16 protein-coding genes are annotated in these 15,996 nt (G+C 35.2%); 12 read left to right on the forward strand and 4 right to left on the reverse strand.

Translation table 11 applies throughout. The features are described from left to right. Positions 1 to 245: 245 nt before the first annotated feature. A complete protein-coding gene (locus V7124_RS20335) occupies positions 246 to 1,361 on the forward strand; it encodes an amidohydrolase (protein WP_335492854.1) in 1,116 nt (371 codons plus the stop codon). Between the two features lie 228 nt (positions 1,362 to 1,589). Here the strand turns inward: V7124_RS20335 and V7124_RS20340 are convergent, their stop codons facing one another. Beyond that, positions 1,590 to 2,780, reverse strand: coding sequence for an MFS transporter (locus V7124_RS20340; protein ID WP_335492856.1), 1,191 nt, complete (start codon positions 2,778 to 2,780; stop codon positions 1,590 to 1,592). A gap of 379 nt (positions 2,781 to 3,159) precedes the next feature. Here V7124_RS20340 and V7124_RS20345 point away from each other — a divergent pair, with 379 nt between their 5' ends. Continuing rightward, positions 3,160 to 3,933 (forward strand): SDR family NAD(P)-dependent oxidoreductase, encoded by a 774-nt coding sequence (locus V7124_RS20345; RefSeq protein WP_335411397.1) that lies wholly within the window; start codon positions 3,160 to 3,162, stop codon positions 3,931 to 3,933. A gap of 40 nt (positions 3,934 to 3,973) precedes the next feature. Here V7124_RS20345 and V7124_RS20350 read toward each other — a convergent pair whose 3' ends face one another. Further along, the gene (locus V7124_RS20350; RefSeq protein ID WP_335492858.1) at positions 3,974 to 5,167 is read right to left on the reverse strand and encodes a DUF4085 family protein; all 1,194 of its coding nucleotides are present in this window, start codon (positions 5,165 to 5,167) and stop codon (positions 3,974 to 3,976) included. 222 nt (positions 5,168 to 5,389) lie between these two features. On the opposite strand from V7124_RS20350, the gene V7124_RS20355 reads away from it, so the two are divergent. From V7124_RS20355 to V7124_RS20390, 8 genes are all read left to right on the forward strand, one after another. After that, a complete protein-coding gene (locus tag V7124_RS20355) occupies positions 5,390 to 6,454 on the forward strand; it encodes an undecaprenyldiphospho-muramoylpentapeptide beta-N-acetylglucosaminyltransferase (RefSeq protein WP_335411406.1) in 1,065 nt (354 codons plus the stop codon). 137 nt (positions 6,455 to 6,591) lie between these two features. After that, a complete protein-coding gene (locus V7124_RS20360) occupies positions 6,592 to 7,245 on the forward strand; it encodes a hypothetical protein (RefSeq protein WP_335492861.1) in 654 nt (217 codons plus the stop codon). 496 nt (positions 7,246 to 7,741) lie between these two features. Then, on the forward strand, positions 7,742 to 8,263 hold the full coding sequence (locus tag V7124_RS20365) for a spore germination protein (protein WP_335492863.1): 522 nt from the start codon (positions 7,742 to 7,744) through the stop codon (positions 8,261 to 8,263). 239 nt (positions 8,264 to 8,502) lie between these two features. Then, positions 8,503 to 8,742, forward strand: a complete 240-nt coding sequence (locus tag V7124_RS20370; protein WP_335492879.1) for a GNAT family N-acetyltransferase — start codon at positions 8,503 to 8,505, stop codon at positions 8,740 to 8,742. A 1-nt stretch (position 8,743) separates the two neighbouring features. Continuing rightward, entirely contained in the window at positions 8,744 to 9,193 is a 450-nt protein-coding gene (locus V7124_RS20375) for a GNAT family N-acetyltransferase (protein WP_335492865.1), read from the forward strand. Positions 9,194 to 9,453: 260 nt separating this feature from the next. Next, the gene (locus tag V7124_RS20380; protein ID WP_335492867.1) at positions 9,454 to 10,746 is read left to right on the forward strand and encodes a DedA family protein; all 1,293 of its coding nucleotides are present in this window, start codon (positions 9,454 to 9,456) and stop codon (positions 10,744 to 10,746) included. A 235-nt stretch (positions 10,747 to 10,981) separates the two neighbouring features. After that, on the forward strand, positions 10,982 to 11,374 hold the full coding sequence (locus V7124_RS20385; protein ID WP_335492869.1) for an SMI1/KNR4 family protein: 393 nt from the start codon (positions 10,982 to 10,984) through the stop codon (positions 11,372 to 11,374). 233 nt (positions 11,375 to 11,607) lie between these two features. After that, complete coding sequence (locus V7124_RS20390; RefSeq protein ID WP_335411424.1) at positions 11,608 to 12,153, forward strand: hypothetical protein; 546 nt, start codon at positions 11,608 to 11,610, stop codon at positions 12,151 to 12,153. Positions 12,154 to 12,497: 344 nt separating this feature from the next. Here V7124_RS20390 and V7124_RS20395 read toward each other — a convergent pair whose 3' ends face one another. Next, positions 12,498 to 13,208, reverse strand: coding sequence for a hypothetical protein (locus tag V7124_RS20395; RefSeq protein WP_335492871.1), 711 nt, complete (start codon positions 13,206 to 13,208; stop codon positions 12,498 to 12,500). Between the two features lie 252 nt (positions 13,209 to 13,460). Then, positions 13,461 to 14,687: an LPXTG cell wall anchor domain-containing protein gene (locus tag V7124_RS20400; protein WP_335492873.1), complete on the reverse strand. Its 1,227-nt coding sequence runs from the start codon at positions 14,685 to 14,687 to the stop codon at positions 13,461 to 13,463. A gap of 411 nt (positions 14,688 to 15,098) precedes the next feature. On the opposite strand from V7124_RS20400, the gene V7124_RS20405 reads away from it, so the two are divergent. Together V7124_RS20405 and V7124_RS20410 are read left to right on the forward strand one after the other, a co-directional pair. Then, positions 15,099 to 15,569, forward strand: coding sequence for a GNAT family N-acetyltransferase (locus tag V7124_RS20405; protein ID WP_335492875.1), 471 nt, complete (start codon positions 15,099 to 15,101; stop codon positions 15,567 to 15,569). Positions 15,570 to 15,585: 16 nt separating this feature from the next. Next, on the forward strand, positions 15,586 to 15,996 hold a 411-nt coding region (locus V7124_RS20410), incomplete at its 3' end, for a helix-hairpin-helix domain-containing protein (protein WP_335492877.1).

Consider the following 15,996-nt stretch of genomic DNA (forward strand, 5'->3'; position numbering starts at 1 on the left):
AAATACTCTCGGATGGCGACAGTGGCAGGCACTGTTCGCCGTTTTTATTTGATTTAATGTCTTTATTTTGACTAGAGAGATGTGAACTGTCGCAAGGTTTATAGAATTCGGAAAATAAGAGTTTAAAATAGACCGATAGTTAGTTTACTATAAAGTAGATATAAATAATACGGAGAGTGTTACTTAGAAAGTTTGGGCTGCCAGATCCATTTTAACTTTGAACTAAGAAAGGGGTTAAAGGCACGTTGGATATAAAAAATTTGGAATTAGCTAAACAGCTGCGTCATGAATTGCACCAACATCCTGAAGTTTCGAATGCAGAGGTTTGGACGAAACAGCATTTAATCAATTTTCTAAAAATGCATACTCGACTGGAAATTATAGATAGAGGCCTTTGGTTTTATGCAATTTATCGAGCAGGTGAAGATAAACAGAACATTGCCTATCGCGCAGATTTTGATGCACTTCCCATGCCGGAAGTAATTGACATTCCACACGCTTCCAAAAATCCTGGGGTATCCCACAAATGTGGACATGATGGGCATGCGGCAAGCCTAGCCGGCTTTGCACTGGAAATCGACCAAAAGGGTGGGGACAAAAACATCTTTTTCCTTTTCCAGCATGCGGAGGAAACAGGAGATGGCGCGATCCAATGTGCCACTTTTATTAAGGAACATAACATTGAAGAAATTTTCGCCTTTCATAATATGAGTGGAATGGCTTTTAATTCCATCAATGTCATTGACGGAACCGCTCATTGTGCCTCCAAGGGCATGACCATCCACATGGAAGGTTCTCCTGCTCATGCTAGTCAGCCGGAAAATGGAGTCAATCCTTCCTTTGCGATTGCAAAAATTATTGATGCGATTCCAGCGCTTACCTCATCTAAAAATAATGAAGGTTTGGTACTTTGTACGGTTGTTCACGTAAACATAGGGGAAAGAGCATTTGGTTTAGCTGCAAGCAAAGGGGACCTTCTCTTAACTATCCGTGCACTGTACGAAGCAGAATTGGATCATCTTCAGAAAAACCTTGAAGACCTTGCACGCGAACAAGCAGAAAAGTACGGACTAAAAATAAACTTCTCGTTCAACGATGAATTTCCAGAAACGGTAAACCACACGGAAAGTTCTGACAAAATTCGTAAGGTTAGTCAAGAAAAAGGATTTCAATTGGTTGAAATGAAGGAAGCCTTCCGTGCCTCAGAAGATTTCGGCCACTACACGAAGTTAACAAAGGGTGCGATGTGCTACATCGGAAACGGCGAAGATTATCCGCATATCCATACCTATGAGTATGACTTCCGCGATGAAATCATCGAAACCGCAGTGGAACTTTTTAAAGGACTTGCTGAAAATTAGAATCCCCTCGCATGAGCTGGGAGTTTTTTAGTGCCTGTGCATTGCATCTTTCTCTAATGTTACGGGACTGACAAAAGGTGCCTGACCCCATTGCAAAACAATTTGCGTGTAAAATCATAAAAGGTCGAAGTAGAATGTCTCTACTTCGACCTTTTAACTTAGGCGGCTGCCTTGGCAAGTGTGAAAGATACGTTTCAGGAAACCAGAAGAATCGCCATTAAGCTTCCTCTACTTAGACATGGGAGCAAAAGAACTGCCGCCATGTTTCCTTTTTGTCCAAACAAATGTAAGGACAAAGCAGCTGAGTAATATAATTGCGCCAACTGTAAAAGGAAGACTCATATGCCAATCGAATAAGGTCCCGGCTAATGCAGGTCCAATCATGTTGCCTAAACTCATATAGGAATTATTCATACCGGCAGCATACCCTTGTTCATCACCTGCTGTTTTTGAAATTAAGGTATTGACGGCAGGGCGAATTAAAGTTGTGGCAGTTGAGAATATGGTAGCAAACAATAGGATAATGAAAAAGCCGCTGATATATAGCATTCCATATAAACTAATTGCCGCAACAAGTAAGCCGAATAAAATAATTTTCATTTCACCAAACACACGAAAAAGTTTATTTAGTGCAAATCCCTGAACCACGACACCGACAAAGCCGCCAACTGTCATGACGATGGCAAGGTCATTGGGGGTGTAATTAAATTTATTGGTTAAAAACATCGTTAAGGTTGATTGAAAGTTAGAAATCCCAAATGAGAAGACAAACACAACGATTAATAAAACAAAGTACTTAGTTTTGAAGGAACGTGCCATTTGTTGTAATAAATTTTCACCTTTTTCCTGCTTATTTATTACAGGTTTGATGGATGGCAGGATAATGAAAGATAGAATTCCAGCAATGATGGTGGCTGAGCCTCCAAAATAGAAAGGGAAGTGCAAGCTGACATTTGACAGGAACCCGCCGATCCCAGGTCCAATCATAAAGCCCAATGAAATCGCGGCACCAATCCAGCCCATTGCTTTCCCTCGTTGGGCATTGGTAGTAATATCCGCCGTGTAGGCCATAATAGGAGGTACGATAAAGGCTGACCCAACACCAGTAAAGAATCTGCAAACAAAAAGCATCCATAGTTCTGTAGAAAGACCGAATCCTATTTGTGAAAGACCATTCACCAAAAGACCGAAAATGATTAAATTTTTCCGTCCGTGGCGATCAGATAAGTTCCCTGCGATTGGAGAGAAAATAAACTGTGCAAAGGCGATCACCGCAATGATAAATCCCAATACCTGCCCGGCAGCACCAAAAATTTTCAAATATGCTGGCATCACTGGGATGATGAGACCAACCGCACTAAAGGTGATAAACATATCAAACATTAATATATACAAGGCCAATTTCTTTGAAGATTTCATGAAAATCTCTCTTTTCTTATTTATTTCGTATTTATAAGTAAAATTGTAGTCTTGTTTACATGGTTAAACAATAAAAAGGAACATTAATCCAAAAATAGATATCCTATTGGTATATCTAAATAGTTTTCATAATTATTAGTAATCTTGCAGTATCAATAATACCATCTTCCACAATAATAACAATCCAATCACTATTCTCACGACTATTTGCCAAGGTATTTTTTTTCTAATAAATCTGTTGGTTAAAAATTTTTTAAAAGTATTCTTAATTCAAGACTCTTTAATTGAAAATATTTCGATAAAGTATTATTTTAAAGTTGTTCACAAAAAGTTCACAAACTTTTTAAATATAAATTTTTAAAACATTGGAGGAATTAGCATGACAAATTTACAAGGTAAAGTAGTAATCGTAACAGGTGCAGCAGGCGGTATAGGGAAAGAAGTAGTACGAAAATTAGCTAACGCACAAGCGAAAGTCGTATTAGTTGATTTAAACGAAGATGCAATTAAATCCGTTCAAACGGAACTTGGTTTAACAGAAGAAAATAGCTTACTGGTAAAAGCAGATGTTTCGAATGAAGAAAGTGTTAAAAATTATGTAACTCAAACAATTTCTAAATTTGGTCGCATTGATGGCTTTGTTAATAATGCAGGAGTTGAGGGTCCAGCTAAATCAATTGAAGAAATTACAGAAAAAGAATTTGATTTTGTTTATGGAATTAACGTAAAAGGCGTACTTTTCGGTCTTAAATACGTATTACCAATCATGAAAGAACAAAAATCTGGTTCAATCGTCAATACTTCATCAGTAGCTGGTTTAATTGGCTCACCAAGCATGGTATTATACAATTCATCTAAACACGCTGTAATGGGTATTAATAAGGTTGCGGCTTTAGAGGCAGCAGGATTTAACGTTCGTGTGAACACAGTAAACCCAGGTGTAATTAATACACAAATGATGCGTAAAATTGAAGCAAACGTTGCGCCCGGTGCAGCAGAAGCAGTACAAGCAGCTTATAACGATGCAGTACCAATGAAACGCTACGGTGAACCTGAAGAAGTAGCTAACGTAATTGCGTTTTTACTTTCTGACGAAGCTTCGTATGTAAGCTCATCTTCATTCACTATTGACGGTGCATTATATAACGTATAATTAAATGAGTAACTAAGCGAACAGTGCCTGGCACTGTTCGCTAATCAATTAAATTATGATATTTTTCTAAGACTTCTTCAGTCAAAATCATATTTTTATAAAAATGGCTGATATAAACGCTAACCATCATTTCATTTTCTTCTGTTATTTTCATTTTTAATAAAACCCGATTAATAATCGCTGCTAGTTCGCTCGGATTCGCGTACATTGTATTCCAAGCACGCACTTGTAACTCCAAATCATTACCTAAGGCAGCTGCTTCGATTTGTTCTGCTGGGACAGGTTCGTTAAAATGTGCATAAGGATCTTCAAATACATCCGTATAAATGAACTGAGTTGGATTGTACTCATCTAAATCATAAATAAAACGTTGATTCTCAAAGGTAACCACCATTTCATTTTGTCCCAATTCGATTATTCCAGTATCTAAAATAATATTTTCTGTAAATGCTTTAATACTGCACGTCAAATGAGGTGTAATCAACCAATATCGATGATCGGGATTTAACAGGCCAATGTAATCAGCAAGTGAGGTATCTTCAAGCTTTTCTTCATCTCTCAATCTCGTATACACCATCGGACGATAATAATACTGGGCGTCCATCCCCTTCATGGTAATGGTCCACTCCGCATCAGGACAATCAAACAACACCCGGAACGCAAACCCATCATCCGTTTTCTGCAGCTCATCATAAATCAACCATTGCCCAACTTTTAATGGTACATCCGATTCTTCCGTAATGACTTCACAAAAAGTAAGATGAATATGGGATTTGGTAGAAAACCCGCCATCTGTATTGATGTAAAGATGAAGCGTATCCCCCTCACGTTCCATTCGCTCAATGATTGCATCATGCAGACTTTCCGCATAAACATCTTGTACCGCTGTTGGTAAATAGGCAACGGCTTGTTGTGTATGTTCATACGCAGCATCTAAAATTTGTTCAAATTCCTTGGCTGAGTCCTGCACCCATTGTAAATAATCTTCCCTCACTGCTTTGGGTAATGTCGGTTGATTTAATGTACCATCTTCCATATACGGAATGAAACGGCCTGGCAAGACGTGTAACAATTCTTTTACTTCTTCAAGTTCTTCCTTCAAACGCGCAATGAGGTCTACTCCTTCCGCTTTTGCTTCTCTCATGGCCATTTTCCAGTCATCATCAGATTCGTGAATAGGAAGAAGATGACATTTTGAAAATTTTACTTTCGCATCTTTTGTTAAATTCCACATAACCTCACCTCAAAGTAATTGGTAAAAATAGTATACTATACATTTTTCTAATAAACTTTCATTTCTATGTTTTACAGAGATGTCGTTGGTAAAGTGCTAGTTTTTCTAATAAGCTAAAATAAATGTTGTAGAGAACAGAGATATTTGATATCAAAATTGATGAATTTACAGTTTGTAACAACGTATAATGGATAGTAGAACTATGATTAGGCAGGGGGAAATATGCCAAAAAAGAAAATTGTATTTACTGGTGGAGGTTCTGCGGGGCATGTAACACCAAATATCGCAATTATTAATGAACTCGACAATTGGGACAAATATTATATTGGGTCGAAAAAAGGAATTGAAAAAGAATTAATCAAAAAAGTAGGTATTCCTTACTTTGGAATAAATAGCGGGAAACTTAGAAGATATATCGATTTTGAAAATTTCGTGGATATTTTTCGAGTAATAAAAGGATGTTTTGAAGCTAGAAGTGTTCTAAAAAAGATCATGCCGGATTTAGTATTCTCTAAAGGTGGATTTGTTTCAGTTCCTGTCATCATAGGTGCTAAATCATTAGGAATACCGATTTATATTCATGAAAGTGATATGACGCCAGGACTAGCAAATAAAATTTCGCAAAGATTTTCAACACGGATCTTTACTTCCTTTGAAGAGACAAAAGAATTTTTTCCGAAAAATAAAACGATGGATATTGGTTCTCCTATTAGAAAAGAAATAATAAATGGTTCAGCAATAAAAGGAAGAGATTTTCTCGGGTTTGATCATCATAGTCCCATTTTAACGATTATGGGAGGAAGTTTAGGGGCGAAAAAAATAAATGCAGTAGTTCGGCAATCCTTAGATCAACTAACGGCTACTTACCAGATTGTTCATTTGTGTGGAAAAAATAATCTAGATGGCCATTTAACCTCCCATTCAAGGTATAAGCAATTTGAATATGTTCATGAGGAACTCTCGGATATTTTAGCGGCAACAGATATCGTGATCACTAGGGGCGGCTCAAATGCCATATTTGAATTTCTAGCCTTAAATATTCCAATGCTTATAATTCCGTTAGGGTTAGATCAAAGTAGAGGCGACCAAATTTTAAATGCAAAGGCGTTTCAAGATAAAGGGTACTCCCTTACGTTGGAGGAAGAAAAACTTACCCGTGAAACGCTAATCGAAAATTTAAATACTGTTTATAAAAACAGATTTGAATTCAAAAAAAATATGAAAGATTCTCATAAGGGGAACGCATTACAAACTCTTGTAGATGAAATTAATAAATCGAGTAGATGAATTAAACTAATCCTTTCTGAAAAAATCGATAAAAAAAGTCTTGATGAAACAAAAATAAGAATCGTGTCTAGCTGCCTATTCTAATTTATATCAGTTAAAAAAGAGAGATTAAGTGTGATAAAGAGAGGAGGTATACAATGATAAAAAGTAAATTTGCACTCATTGCTTCAGTTATTCTTTTAGGTATATGTATGTATTTGTATTTCCCGTTTCCTAATAATGTAATGTTAGAAGCACGTTCTACATTCATGTCGTTTCCAATTCGCAATCAAGATGGCTATATTTTACTTGGAATAATTGGGTCCGTTTTGTTTGTAATCGCCATGATATTACTTGTCAATGGTATGAAGAAATATCACTTTCGAACAATAATAATAGTTTTAATAGTATATGGACTTTTGCCAAATCTTCTAATTTTGATATATCAAGAAACTTTAGCGAGTGGCATTACAGCAATTTCATATGATGGTAATGGCAAGTGCAATTTTGAGTCTGTTAGCCAAGACTTATTGAATGGGGAATGCAATTTTGTATTACATAATCGTAGCAATGAGGATGTGTCATTTGAATTAGAATTTATGGATTCTTTTTTCATGGAAGACGAAGTACGAATGGAATCACTTATGAATTTAGCTGGACCGTATAGTATTACAATAGAAGCTAATCGTAAAAAGTCTATTCATTTGAAGAAATTACTCGAATTATCAGATGTTCCAAAGCATATTGAAGAAGGAACATCATCTGATATCCATTTTAAGTTAATGGACGGGGGGACTGCACGTACTTTATAGTAGATGTTTCACGCTGCTTAAATAGAGAAATTACACGCCTATTGGAAATTCTAAATAAAGTGAACGGGATTTAAAGCTTTATAGGACTAACGAAGTATTTGCGAAAACTTGCACTTAAACTACCATAGCTACCAGCCCTTGGCTCAATTCACGAGCAACCACGCTTATCCTTGGACAACACGCCTTTAAAAAATTAGAAAAAGGACCAGCTTTGGTCCTTTTTCTAATACCCTTATTTCTTGTTAATTTTTTTCCTCAGCCCTTACTTTTTCATTTCATTATGGATGACGTACTTGTAGACGGTTTATTGAACGTATAAAAATAATAAAGCAGCTAATATTAGGTAATATTAACATCTATGATAACCCGATAGAGAAGATCATTTAGTAAATTATCTTACTTCTATAAGAAGTTAAAAGAGAGAGAAAATATGAGATTTTTAAAGAAGAAAAATAGAAAAGTGTTGAATCCTAATACTTCTATACCCAGTCAATCGATGGAACCCAGTACAAAAGATGGATTAAAAACTAGTCTTCAACAAAATATACAAGCGCTAAAAGATACACTTGGGAAAAGTTCAGACATAATCATTCGTGAAATTCGATTTGGAAAAGAAGGAACCATTAAAGCGGGTGTGATATATACGGATGGATTAACCAATACACCCTCATTACAAAACTTTATTTTGGAAACTCTCATGCTAGATATCAAGGAGATTGATTTACAGAAAAAAAAATTCCCTGAGCAAAATCTTATTCGTGTATTAAAAGATGTTGCTTTAACAGTTGGAGAAATTAAAGAAGAAACTAGTTTTGACGTTATTCTAACTAGTCTTTTGTCGGGAGATACAATTATTTTACTCGACGGATATGCTCAAGGTTTAATCATCTCCAATCGACAATGGGCAGAGCGAGGGGTAAATCTTAGGGTAATCTTATTACGAACGGGTGCGATAATTGAAGATCGAAGCTGTCATTTTGGCAGCTTTTCTAATTGTGTTAACAAGCAGGTATGTTAAAGAAGTATTTAATAAATGAGGTTGAACTTTCTTAGGTAATGGAGGGGAAATTATGATGATAATTAGAGCTGTTAAACAAGAAGAATATAGTAGAGTTTGTTTATGAAATATTCAAGAATACGAGCTTTTCAGATGGTGTAGTTGAAAAATCTCTTGTAAAGGAGATTCGGGAAAAACAATATTACATCCCACAATTTGATTTAGTTGCTGAGGAGAAAGGGGAAATTAATGGACACTTTATACTTTCAAAACTTCCAATAAGTAATAAATATGAAAACGAAATTTTAATGTTATCTCCCGTCTCTGTGGTAATTAAAAAGCAACGACAAGGTGTTGGCAAGTTCATATTGCAGGAAGGTATTAAATTAGCTTCTGAAAGAGGATATAAGGGAATGATTGTTGAAGGAGATTTTAGATACTATCGACGCTTTGGATTTAGAACATCAACTGAGTTCGGTATATATGCTGAGGAGGCATAAAATGAAACAATATAACATCAGAATTACTCCGTATAGCTCCAAATACGCAGAACAAACCGTGAATATGTGGCGAGATAGTAAGGAACAGGCTATTGGCCAAAAAGAAATTCACGACTTTGAAAGTCACGTATATTTTTTAAATCATATATTACCTGAACAGTTTCAAATAGATTTAGCGTTAATTGATGAAGAAGTTGTTGGAATGATCGCCTATAACAATAGGGAAATAAGCCAACTATATATTCATCTAGAGTATCAAGGAATCAGTATAGGCCAAACATTACTAGATAAAGCAAAAGCACAATCAAGTGGGAAATTAACATTGTACACATTTGAAGTAAATGAAAAAGCACAACGGTTTTATGAAAAACATGGGTTTGAAATCATAAGTAGAGGACATGAAAATGAAGAAAATTTACCAGATATTCAATATCAATGGATTTCCAAATAAATGGTCTTATTTGGACTTTTAGTGAAAAAGTTGGTAGGGATAGACCAATGGTGAATAATTTAAATAATCAGCGTAATATTTGCCCACCGCCTTTTCTTGATGTCCCTCATCCTGGTTTTCACTCCACAGATTCTTGATCTATTCTCATATTGATTTAATATTTTAAATCGATCTTTTCATATCGTCTTTGTTTAATATGATTTGTTCAAGTCACGGTTCGTTAATCCAAAGGATTGACTTAAAGTAATGGAGGCATTTTTATGTCACACTTAATAACTTTATTTGAACAGCGCAGTTATCTGGTTCTATTTTTAGGGATTTTTCTAGAACTCTTGGCTCTACCTATATCAGGTGAATTTTTAATGAGCTCCGCTGGTTATTTTGTATTTCAGGGAAAAATGAATTATCTTTTGGCACTCCTGACTGTCTTTGTATCAGGTGGTGCGGGTATAACCGTAACGTATTGGATTGGAAAGGCAGGAGGATATAAACTAATCGAGAAATACGGAAAGTACATTCATCTTGGACCTGAAAGATATAAAAAAACAGCAGCTTGGTTTGAGCGTTCTGGTAGTAAATTGTTGATCTTTGCTTATTTTATTCCTGGTGTTAGGCATTTTACCGGATATGTTTCTGGGATTTCTAGAATGCCGTTTCGGAAGTTTATTATTCCTGCTTATACAGGTTCATTTTTATGGGGATTTTGCTTTATTACCCTTGGAAAAGTTTTAGGACCTCGTTGGGAGGTATTCCATCAAGCCGCAAGAAAGTATTTTATTCTTTTTATCATTGTTATTGTGATCTTGTTAGTGGGGTATTTTACATATCGGTATTATAAAATTCAAATTAAAGACTTTTTTAATCATCTGTTAATGCGATTAATGGCACGACTAAAAACCATAAGAAAAACAGAAATCTTTCTTATTTTTCTCACTTTAGTTTTAGTCGGAATGGTGATCTTGATGTTGGGAATGGCTCAAGACTATTTATATAATGAGTTTACCCAGTTTAATGAAATTGCTGAATATATCATCAAATCAGCCGTTTATATGAACTGGATGAAAGGTTTTTTCATTTTTCAAACCCCAATTGCGATGGGTTCCATCATCGCAATAAGCATCATCCTGATTTGGAGTAAGGGTCGGAACAGAGTGTTAGAGTATCTCCTGCTCATCGTGTCCATTTTAGGAGCAAGGTTGTTTCATGAATCCGTTATACAGATTTTTTCCTATCTCCAATCAATAGGGTTCGTCGGGAAATTTCATTCCTCAAATTTTCCCGATTTAAATGCTACTATGATCATCATTATTTATGGAACATGCTTATTCTTACTTGTCCGTCATTCGAAAAATAATACAATGTCCATCATCGTTCCTTTACTCGGGTTACTATTATTAATTGGGTTAACGATTGAAAATATTGCATCGACGGATTTACTTCCAAGTGATATTTTAGGTGGATATGTATATGGTGGTGTCTGGATATTTTTTAACTTCTTGTTATTTGAAATGCTAAGGATTGTTATGGAAAAGCAAAAATTTGAAAATGATTAATGCTTCAGGGTAGAAGGGGTGAATGTAAAGTGAACACACATATTTAAGGATCAAGGATGAAGCTCAGATGCACGTGTCTTAAAAGTGTAATGGAAAAAAACGGTAATATCCTATTTACCAGCTACTTCGGCGGCCTTTTTCTTGTTCCACTAACGAAGCAGTTTAGTGAAAGAAGGAATTATCAAATCGAAATACGAATTGTTATATTACAACATTAAAAAAGTGGGGAAACGGTATGATTAATACATACGGATTAGAATTGAAGCCTCCAATCGAGGAGAATAAGGTTAAAGAGGTAGAGACTGAACTTGGAGTTACATTTCCCAATGATTATCTCGAATTTATTTCTTACTCAAATGGTGCTGAAGGAAGTATAGGTGAAAATTATTTAATCCTATGGTCAATTGAGGACATTATTGAACTAAATGAAGCTTATGGTGTTAATGATTTTGCTAAAGGGTTAGTTCTATTTGGTTCAGATGGAGGTGACACAGCATTTGCCTTCGATTCAAGAAAGAATGAAACACAAATTGTATCTGTTGCATTTATAGGGATGGACCTTAGTGAAATAACAACCTGTTCAAATACATTCAATGGTTTTTTACAATATCTTTTAAATACCAATTAATATAAAATCCTTGTTACGCTATCAGGGGCAAGAGTTGAAGAGCAGGGCTGTCGTTGCGGCAACTTTTTCTTCTTGTGCTAACGAAGCAGGATAGTTAATTTAGAGATATGAGCCTTATTACAGTAATGATTATTTTTTGGGGTGTGCAACTGGTGTATGTTATTATTTTAGTAGAGAAAATAATTAAATCACTACTTTTCAACGTTATAACATGAAAATTAGGTGGTGTAAAAATGGATAGTCAAATAAAATTGGCATTTGAAAGATCAAAATCGGGTGATAAAGATGAGCGTTATGAAGCCTATCAAAATATTTTAAATGCAACTGATCAACAAGTTGATTGGGCTTATGAGGTATGGAATCAACTATTAGAGGACTTAACTCATAAAGATAACCATCAACGCTCTCGTGCAGCACAATATTTAGCCAATCTAGCTAAAAGCGATCCAGAGATGAGAATTATGAAAGATTTCCCTAAGTTGTGGGAAGTAACAAAAGATGAAAAGTTTGTTACAGCTAGACACAGCCTCCAATCTATATGGAAAGTCGGAATTGCTGGTACAGCCCAAAAACAAATTGTTATGGAGTTTATGGTTGAACGCTTTAAGAAATGCGTAGATGAAAAGAATTTTACCTTAATTCGTAATGACATTATTCAAAACATGAAAAATTTATATGACCATTTCAATGATGAGGTTATTAAACTAACGGCTCTGGATTTAATTGATACGGTTGAAGACAAAAAATACAAAAAAAAATATATGGATATATGGAAGTAGTTTACCTATTTACAGATTATAAAGCTGAAGATATGAGTGGCTTCAGCTTTATAATCTTTATTCTAGTTGTAATGTACTTTTTTAAAATACAGATCCATTTATTGATTAGTACATGGATACTACTAATTCAACAACTACTTTTGTGCTACTTTGTGAAACTATGTACTTAAAGTAATGGGGGCGATTGTTCAATTAGAGCAGTCGCTTTTCACTTAAAATTTTTTTGCATATTATTAGTACCTGGCACTATTAAAAATCCCTTTTTGTAATTGAACAGGGGTATAAAATAATGAACAAGTGCCCTCTATAAAAGGCACTTGTTTTAACTGAACAAACTTCTAATTTTAGTCTAATCCAAGTGTTTGTTTCATTTTAGAAACTGCTTGATCTAATTCCTCATCTTGCACAATGGTTATATCAGAGTCCCACTGTTCTCCTATAGGTAATTCAAATTGGAAACTCTCGGCATATGGTGCTGGACGGCCTAATACATACTCAACAATTTCCTTTGCAATAAAGGCTCTTGCTTCTTCGGGAGTACGTTTACCCGTAACGATTTCATGCATCATATTTAAAGAAAGAGTATTTGCCCCTTCATTATCGCAGTGGACAGAAACTTCACCTTTTGTACGATCAATAACGATACTGCCTTCTAACTGGGCAACTAATCCTACTTTATCTGCTGGCACATGATAATCAATGAATTGTTCAAGTACATCAGTATGGGGCTCAGGGAAATCATGAGGTACCTCATCGCGAAAGGCTATCGTTCGTTTCCAAGGTCCATTGTTATACCAGATTAAACGGCTTGAAGTTGCCTCATTGGGGGGGCCATAAAAATTAATTGTATTTTCAGCCGCCATTTTAGAAGTAGCTGGCCATTCCTTAATAATCTTTTTTGCATCTTCCAAATTAATTGAACCTATCGAGCCTTTTTCACTACTATACCCTTTTGCATGCAGCTTTTGATTACTAACCATTGCAGTTGTTGCTAATTTTAACCGAGCTTCAGCTGGGGCTTTACTTGCAGCTGTTTTTTGTGAATTATTACTCATTTAAAAATCTCCTCCAATTGAAATAAATATATAGTATATCTTCCCGTTTAAAATTAGATTAAACTTCGATTTTACGATAGGGAAAGATTCAAAAAGAGATTGAGAAAAATTCTACTTAAACGAATTCCGGAAGTTAATGAAAAAATGACAGCTCCTAGAGCAATAAAATAAAAAAAGACTGCCGATGGTTTTTCGACAGCCTGAGGACCGACATATGGAGTCCTTTTCTTGTGTTTAATTTGTTTTTTATGATTAATAACTATTCTGTCTTTTCTTTTGAATAAACATAGTGAGTAAGGTAGCTAAGACCAAAACTATACCAATTATAATATAATTGAGGTTATTGGTTGCTGTGTTAGGTAGTGGGTAACCATTGGAAGTGTTCACGTCGCCTCCAGATTGTACCGTTTTTATATCGGCACTTGCTGCTTTGGTATTCTCAATTGAAGAACTAGTAACTCCGCTAGTGTCCATCGGAGTTGACTGATCTCCTTTGCTGACAGCTGGTGGTGTCAGTGCCCCGTTATTCACCGGAGTTTGCTCTGCTGCTTCCATTACAGCATATGTACTAAAATGACTTGTTTTTGTAGCTACTAAACCCTTCCCTGAACCATCATTCCAGGCTGTATAAAGTCCTTCAACATTTTCCCACTTCTGGATGGTCTCATTAAAATAAAAAACTTTTAGATTTTTTGTATTATATTTGGATTCCTCAATATCATCAAAACCTACTGTTACTGGTGTAGAGAATGTTGAAATAATATTCTGCCCCTGTTTAACAGAAAAATCAAAGATAGAACTTATTGCTTTCTCAGCTTCTGGTATGTCCTCAGTAACTTTAGTTAAAAGAATTGTGGCCGCACTGTCATCTTTAAGATTATTCGTATTAAATACGAGGCGTGCATCTAAAAAACTAATACTTAAAATAACATTACTAGCTCTCATATTCTTAACCTGATCAGATGTCAAATCCAATTGAGCCCGATTAAATTCAGAATCCGGTATCATGATAAATAATTTGTTGCCATCAGAGAGTGTTTCAGAATCAAAACCGTTAATAGTAACCATACCATTAGTTCCAATAATCGGTTTAGGGAAATACACATCCGTTGAGTTGCTAGTTTTTACTGGATCGGGAGCGGAAGTCGATACAGTTATTGCTTCCTCATATAGCTTCGTATCCCCTGAATTTCCCTCTAGTTTAACCCCATACGTAGTTGATGGAGCTAGGTTTGTAAACAAATAATCACTCGCATCAGGTGCTGGAAGAGGGTTAACCAGTTCATCGTTCAAATAGATTTTAAAAGATGTGTAGGTATCTTTGCTAGGCAGGTTCCTCCAGGAAATTTGAAAACCATAAGTTGTAGCAAAATCTATTTTGAGATACTGTGTCTCTGCAAATGCATTGATTTGCTTTCCAGCCATAGGAGTTATAACTAATGTAAATATTAAACTAATTACAAAAAGAAGTTTTCTCATTTCTACCTCCAAATCCCCCAAATTGTATGTGCACTTTTTTCTACTTGGGATGTAATATTACATACAATGATTATATCGGCATCCTTTAACCTAAGGTTTAGTGAGTTGAAAGAATGGATGGCATATTTTGAAAATTATATTTCACAGAACCCCTTATTGGTGGATTGGATATCAAAATGAAAGGACATGAAAATAGATTATCATTATAAAAATAATATATAAAAATATATAAATAAAAATTGTAAATAAATTGCAGGAAGTTACACAAGGCGTTTAGTTTAACTTATAAAAATCGAAATGTGCAATTTTGGGCTTTTTTAAGATGGTTACAACATTGACCCTTCTTATCCTAACGTGCAGTTTAGTTTAACAAACAAAATCATATATACTATAAGTTAGGGGGGTATAGAAATGTATGAAACAAGATGGACTACTAATGAAGAAATTACTATTATGGCAGACTATTGGTACAGAATGGCAAGTGAGATGGAAGAAACTGATGGAATACCAAAGCCAGAACTACATAGGGTTGAAGAGGTTAAACATTTATTTGTAAAAGAATCTAATTTAGGTAATTTAATGTTCAGGGTTGCCATAGATAGCAATAATAATATTGTGGCTTGTGCAGGAGGTCTAATTAGGACAGAGTATTCCTACCCACTTGCCGAAGAACAGAGCCTATTTGGTTGGGTGATAGCAGTATATACGTTGAAAAATCACCGCAATAATGGATTAGCCTATAAATTAGTAGATGAAATTTGTTTATGGCTTAAACAAAAAGGGGCAAAACGGGCAAGGCTGTGGTCAAGTTCAACCGGGAGAAGAGTTTATGAAGATCTTGGATTTAAAAATATGATGGACATGTCAAAACCACTTTCTTAAATGGGAGGGGTAATTCTTGAGAGAAAAAAGACCAAAGTTACCTTTATCACAAGAGGAAAAACATATTTTAAGGAAAATGAAAGTAAAATTAAGTGACTTCCACAAGTTGGGAACAGAAGAAATTAAGGATATGTTCGATGTATCAAATGAACGGGCAAGAACGTTAAAAGGTTTAGCAACTTTTCAACAAGTACCCTCTATTGGTTATGAATTAGCTTATAAGTTAGTTAATTATCTCAAGTATTTTAGTCTTGAACAAATAAAAATAGAAAATTGGGCGGACGTTTTCCATAACTTAGAGTTGAAACTTGGATGTTGGACTGATTCATGTGTTGAAGACCAAATTATTTGTATTATTCATTACGCAAATTATCCCGAAAGTGAAAAGCAGTGGTTTGATTTTACAGCAGAAAGAAAGTTATATAGG

Source organism: Neobacillus niacini (genome assembly GCF_036961885.1).
Taxonomy (GTDB): Bacteria; Bacillota; Bacilli; order Bacillales; family Cytobacillaceae; genus Neobacillus; species Neobacillus niacini_H.

What these genes read in the sequence shown, in the direction of transcription:
- V7124_RS20380 (WP_335492867.1), top strand. Translation starts at nt 9,454, where the DNA reads ATGTCACACTTAATAACTTTATTTGAACAGCGCAGTTATCTGGTTCTA.
- V7124_RS20395 (WP_335492871.1), bottom strand. Translation starts at nt 13,208, where the DNA reads ATGAGTAATAATTCACAAAAAACAGCTGCAAGTAAAGCCCCAGCTGAA.
- V7124_RS20390 (WP_335411424.1), top strand. Translation starts at nt 11,608, where the DNA reads ATGGATAGTCAAATAAAATTGGCATTTGAAAGATCAAAATCGGGTGAT.
- V7124_RS20340 (WP_335492856.1), bottom strand. Translation starts at nt 2,780, where the DNA reads ATGAAATCTTCAAAGAAATTGGCCTTGTATATATTAATGTTTGATATG.
- V7124_RS20355 (WP_335411406.1), top strand. Translation starts at nt 5,390, where the DNA reads ATGCCAAAAAAGAAAATTGTATTTACTGGTGGAGGTTCTGCGGGGCAT.
- V7124_RS20365 (WP_335492863.1), top strand. Translation starts at nt 7,742, where the DNA reads ATGGAACCCAGTACAAAAGATGGATTAAAAACTAGTCTTCAACAAAAT.
- V7124_RS20350 (WP_335492858.1), bottom strand. Translation starts at nt 5,167, where the DNA reads ATGTGGAATTTAACAAAAGATGCGAAAGTAAAATTTTCAAAATGTCAT.
- V7124_RS20360 (WP_335492861.1), top strand. Translation starts at nt 6,592, where the DNA reads ATGATAAAAAGTAAATTTGCACTCATTGCTTCAGTTATTCTTTTAGGT.
- V7124_RS20385 (WP_335492869.1), top strand. Translation starts at nt 10,982, where the DNA reads ATGATTAATACATACGGATTAGAATTGAAGCCTCCAATCGAGGAGAAT.
- V7124_RS20375 (WP_335492865.1), top strand. Translation starts at nt 8,744, where the DNA reads ATGAAACAATATAACATCAGAATTACTCCGTATAGCTCCAAATACGCA.
- V7124_RS20345 (WP_335411397.1), top strand. Translation starts at nt 3,160, where the DNA reads ATGACAAATTTACAAGGTAAAGTAGTAATCGTAACAGGTGCAGCAGGC.
- V7124_RS20400 (WP_335492873.1), bottom strand. Translation starts at nt 14,687, where the DNA reads ATGAGAAAACTTCTTTTTGTAATTAGTTTAATATTTACATTAGTTATA.
- V7124_RS20405 (WP_335492875.1), top strand. Translation starts at nt 15,099, where the DNA reads ATGTATGAAACAAGATGGACTACTAATGAAGAAATTACTATTATGGCA.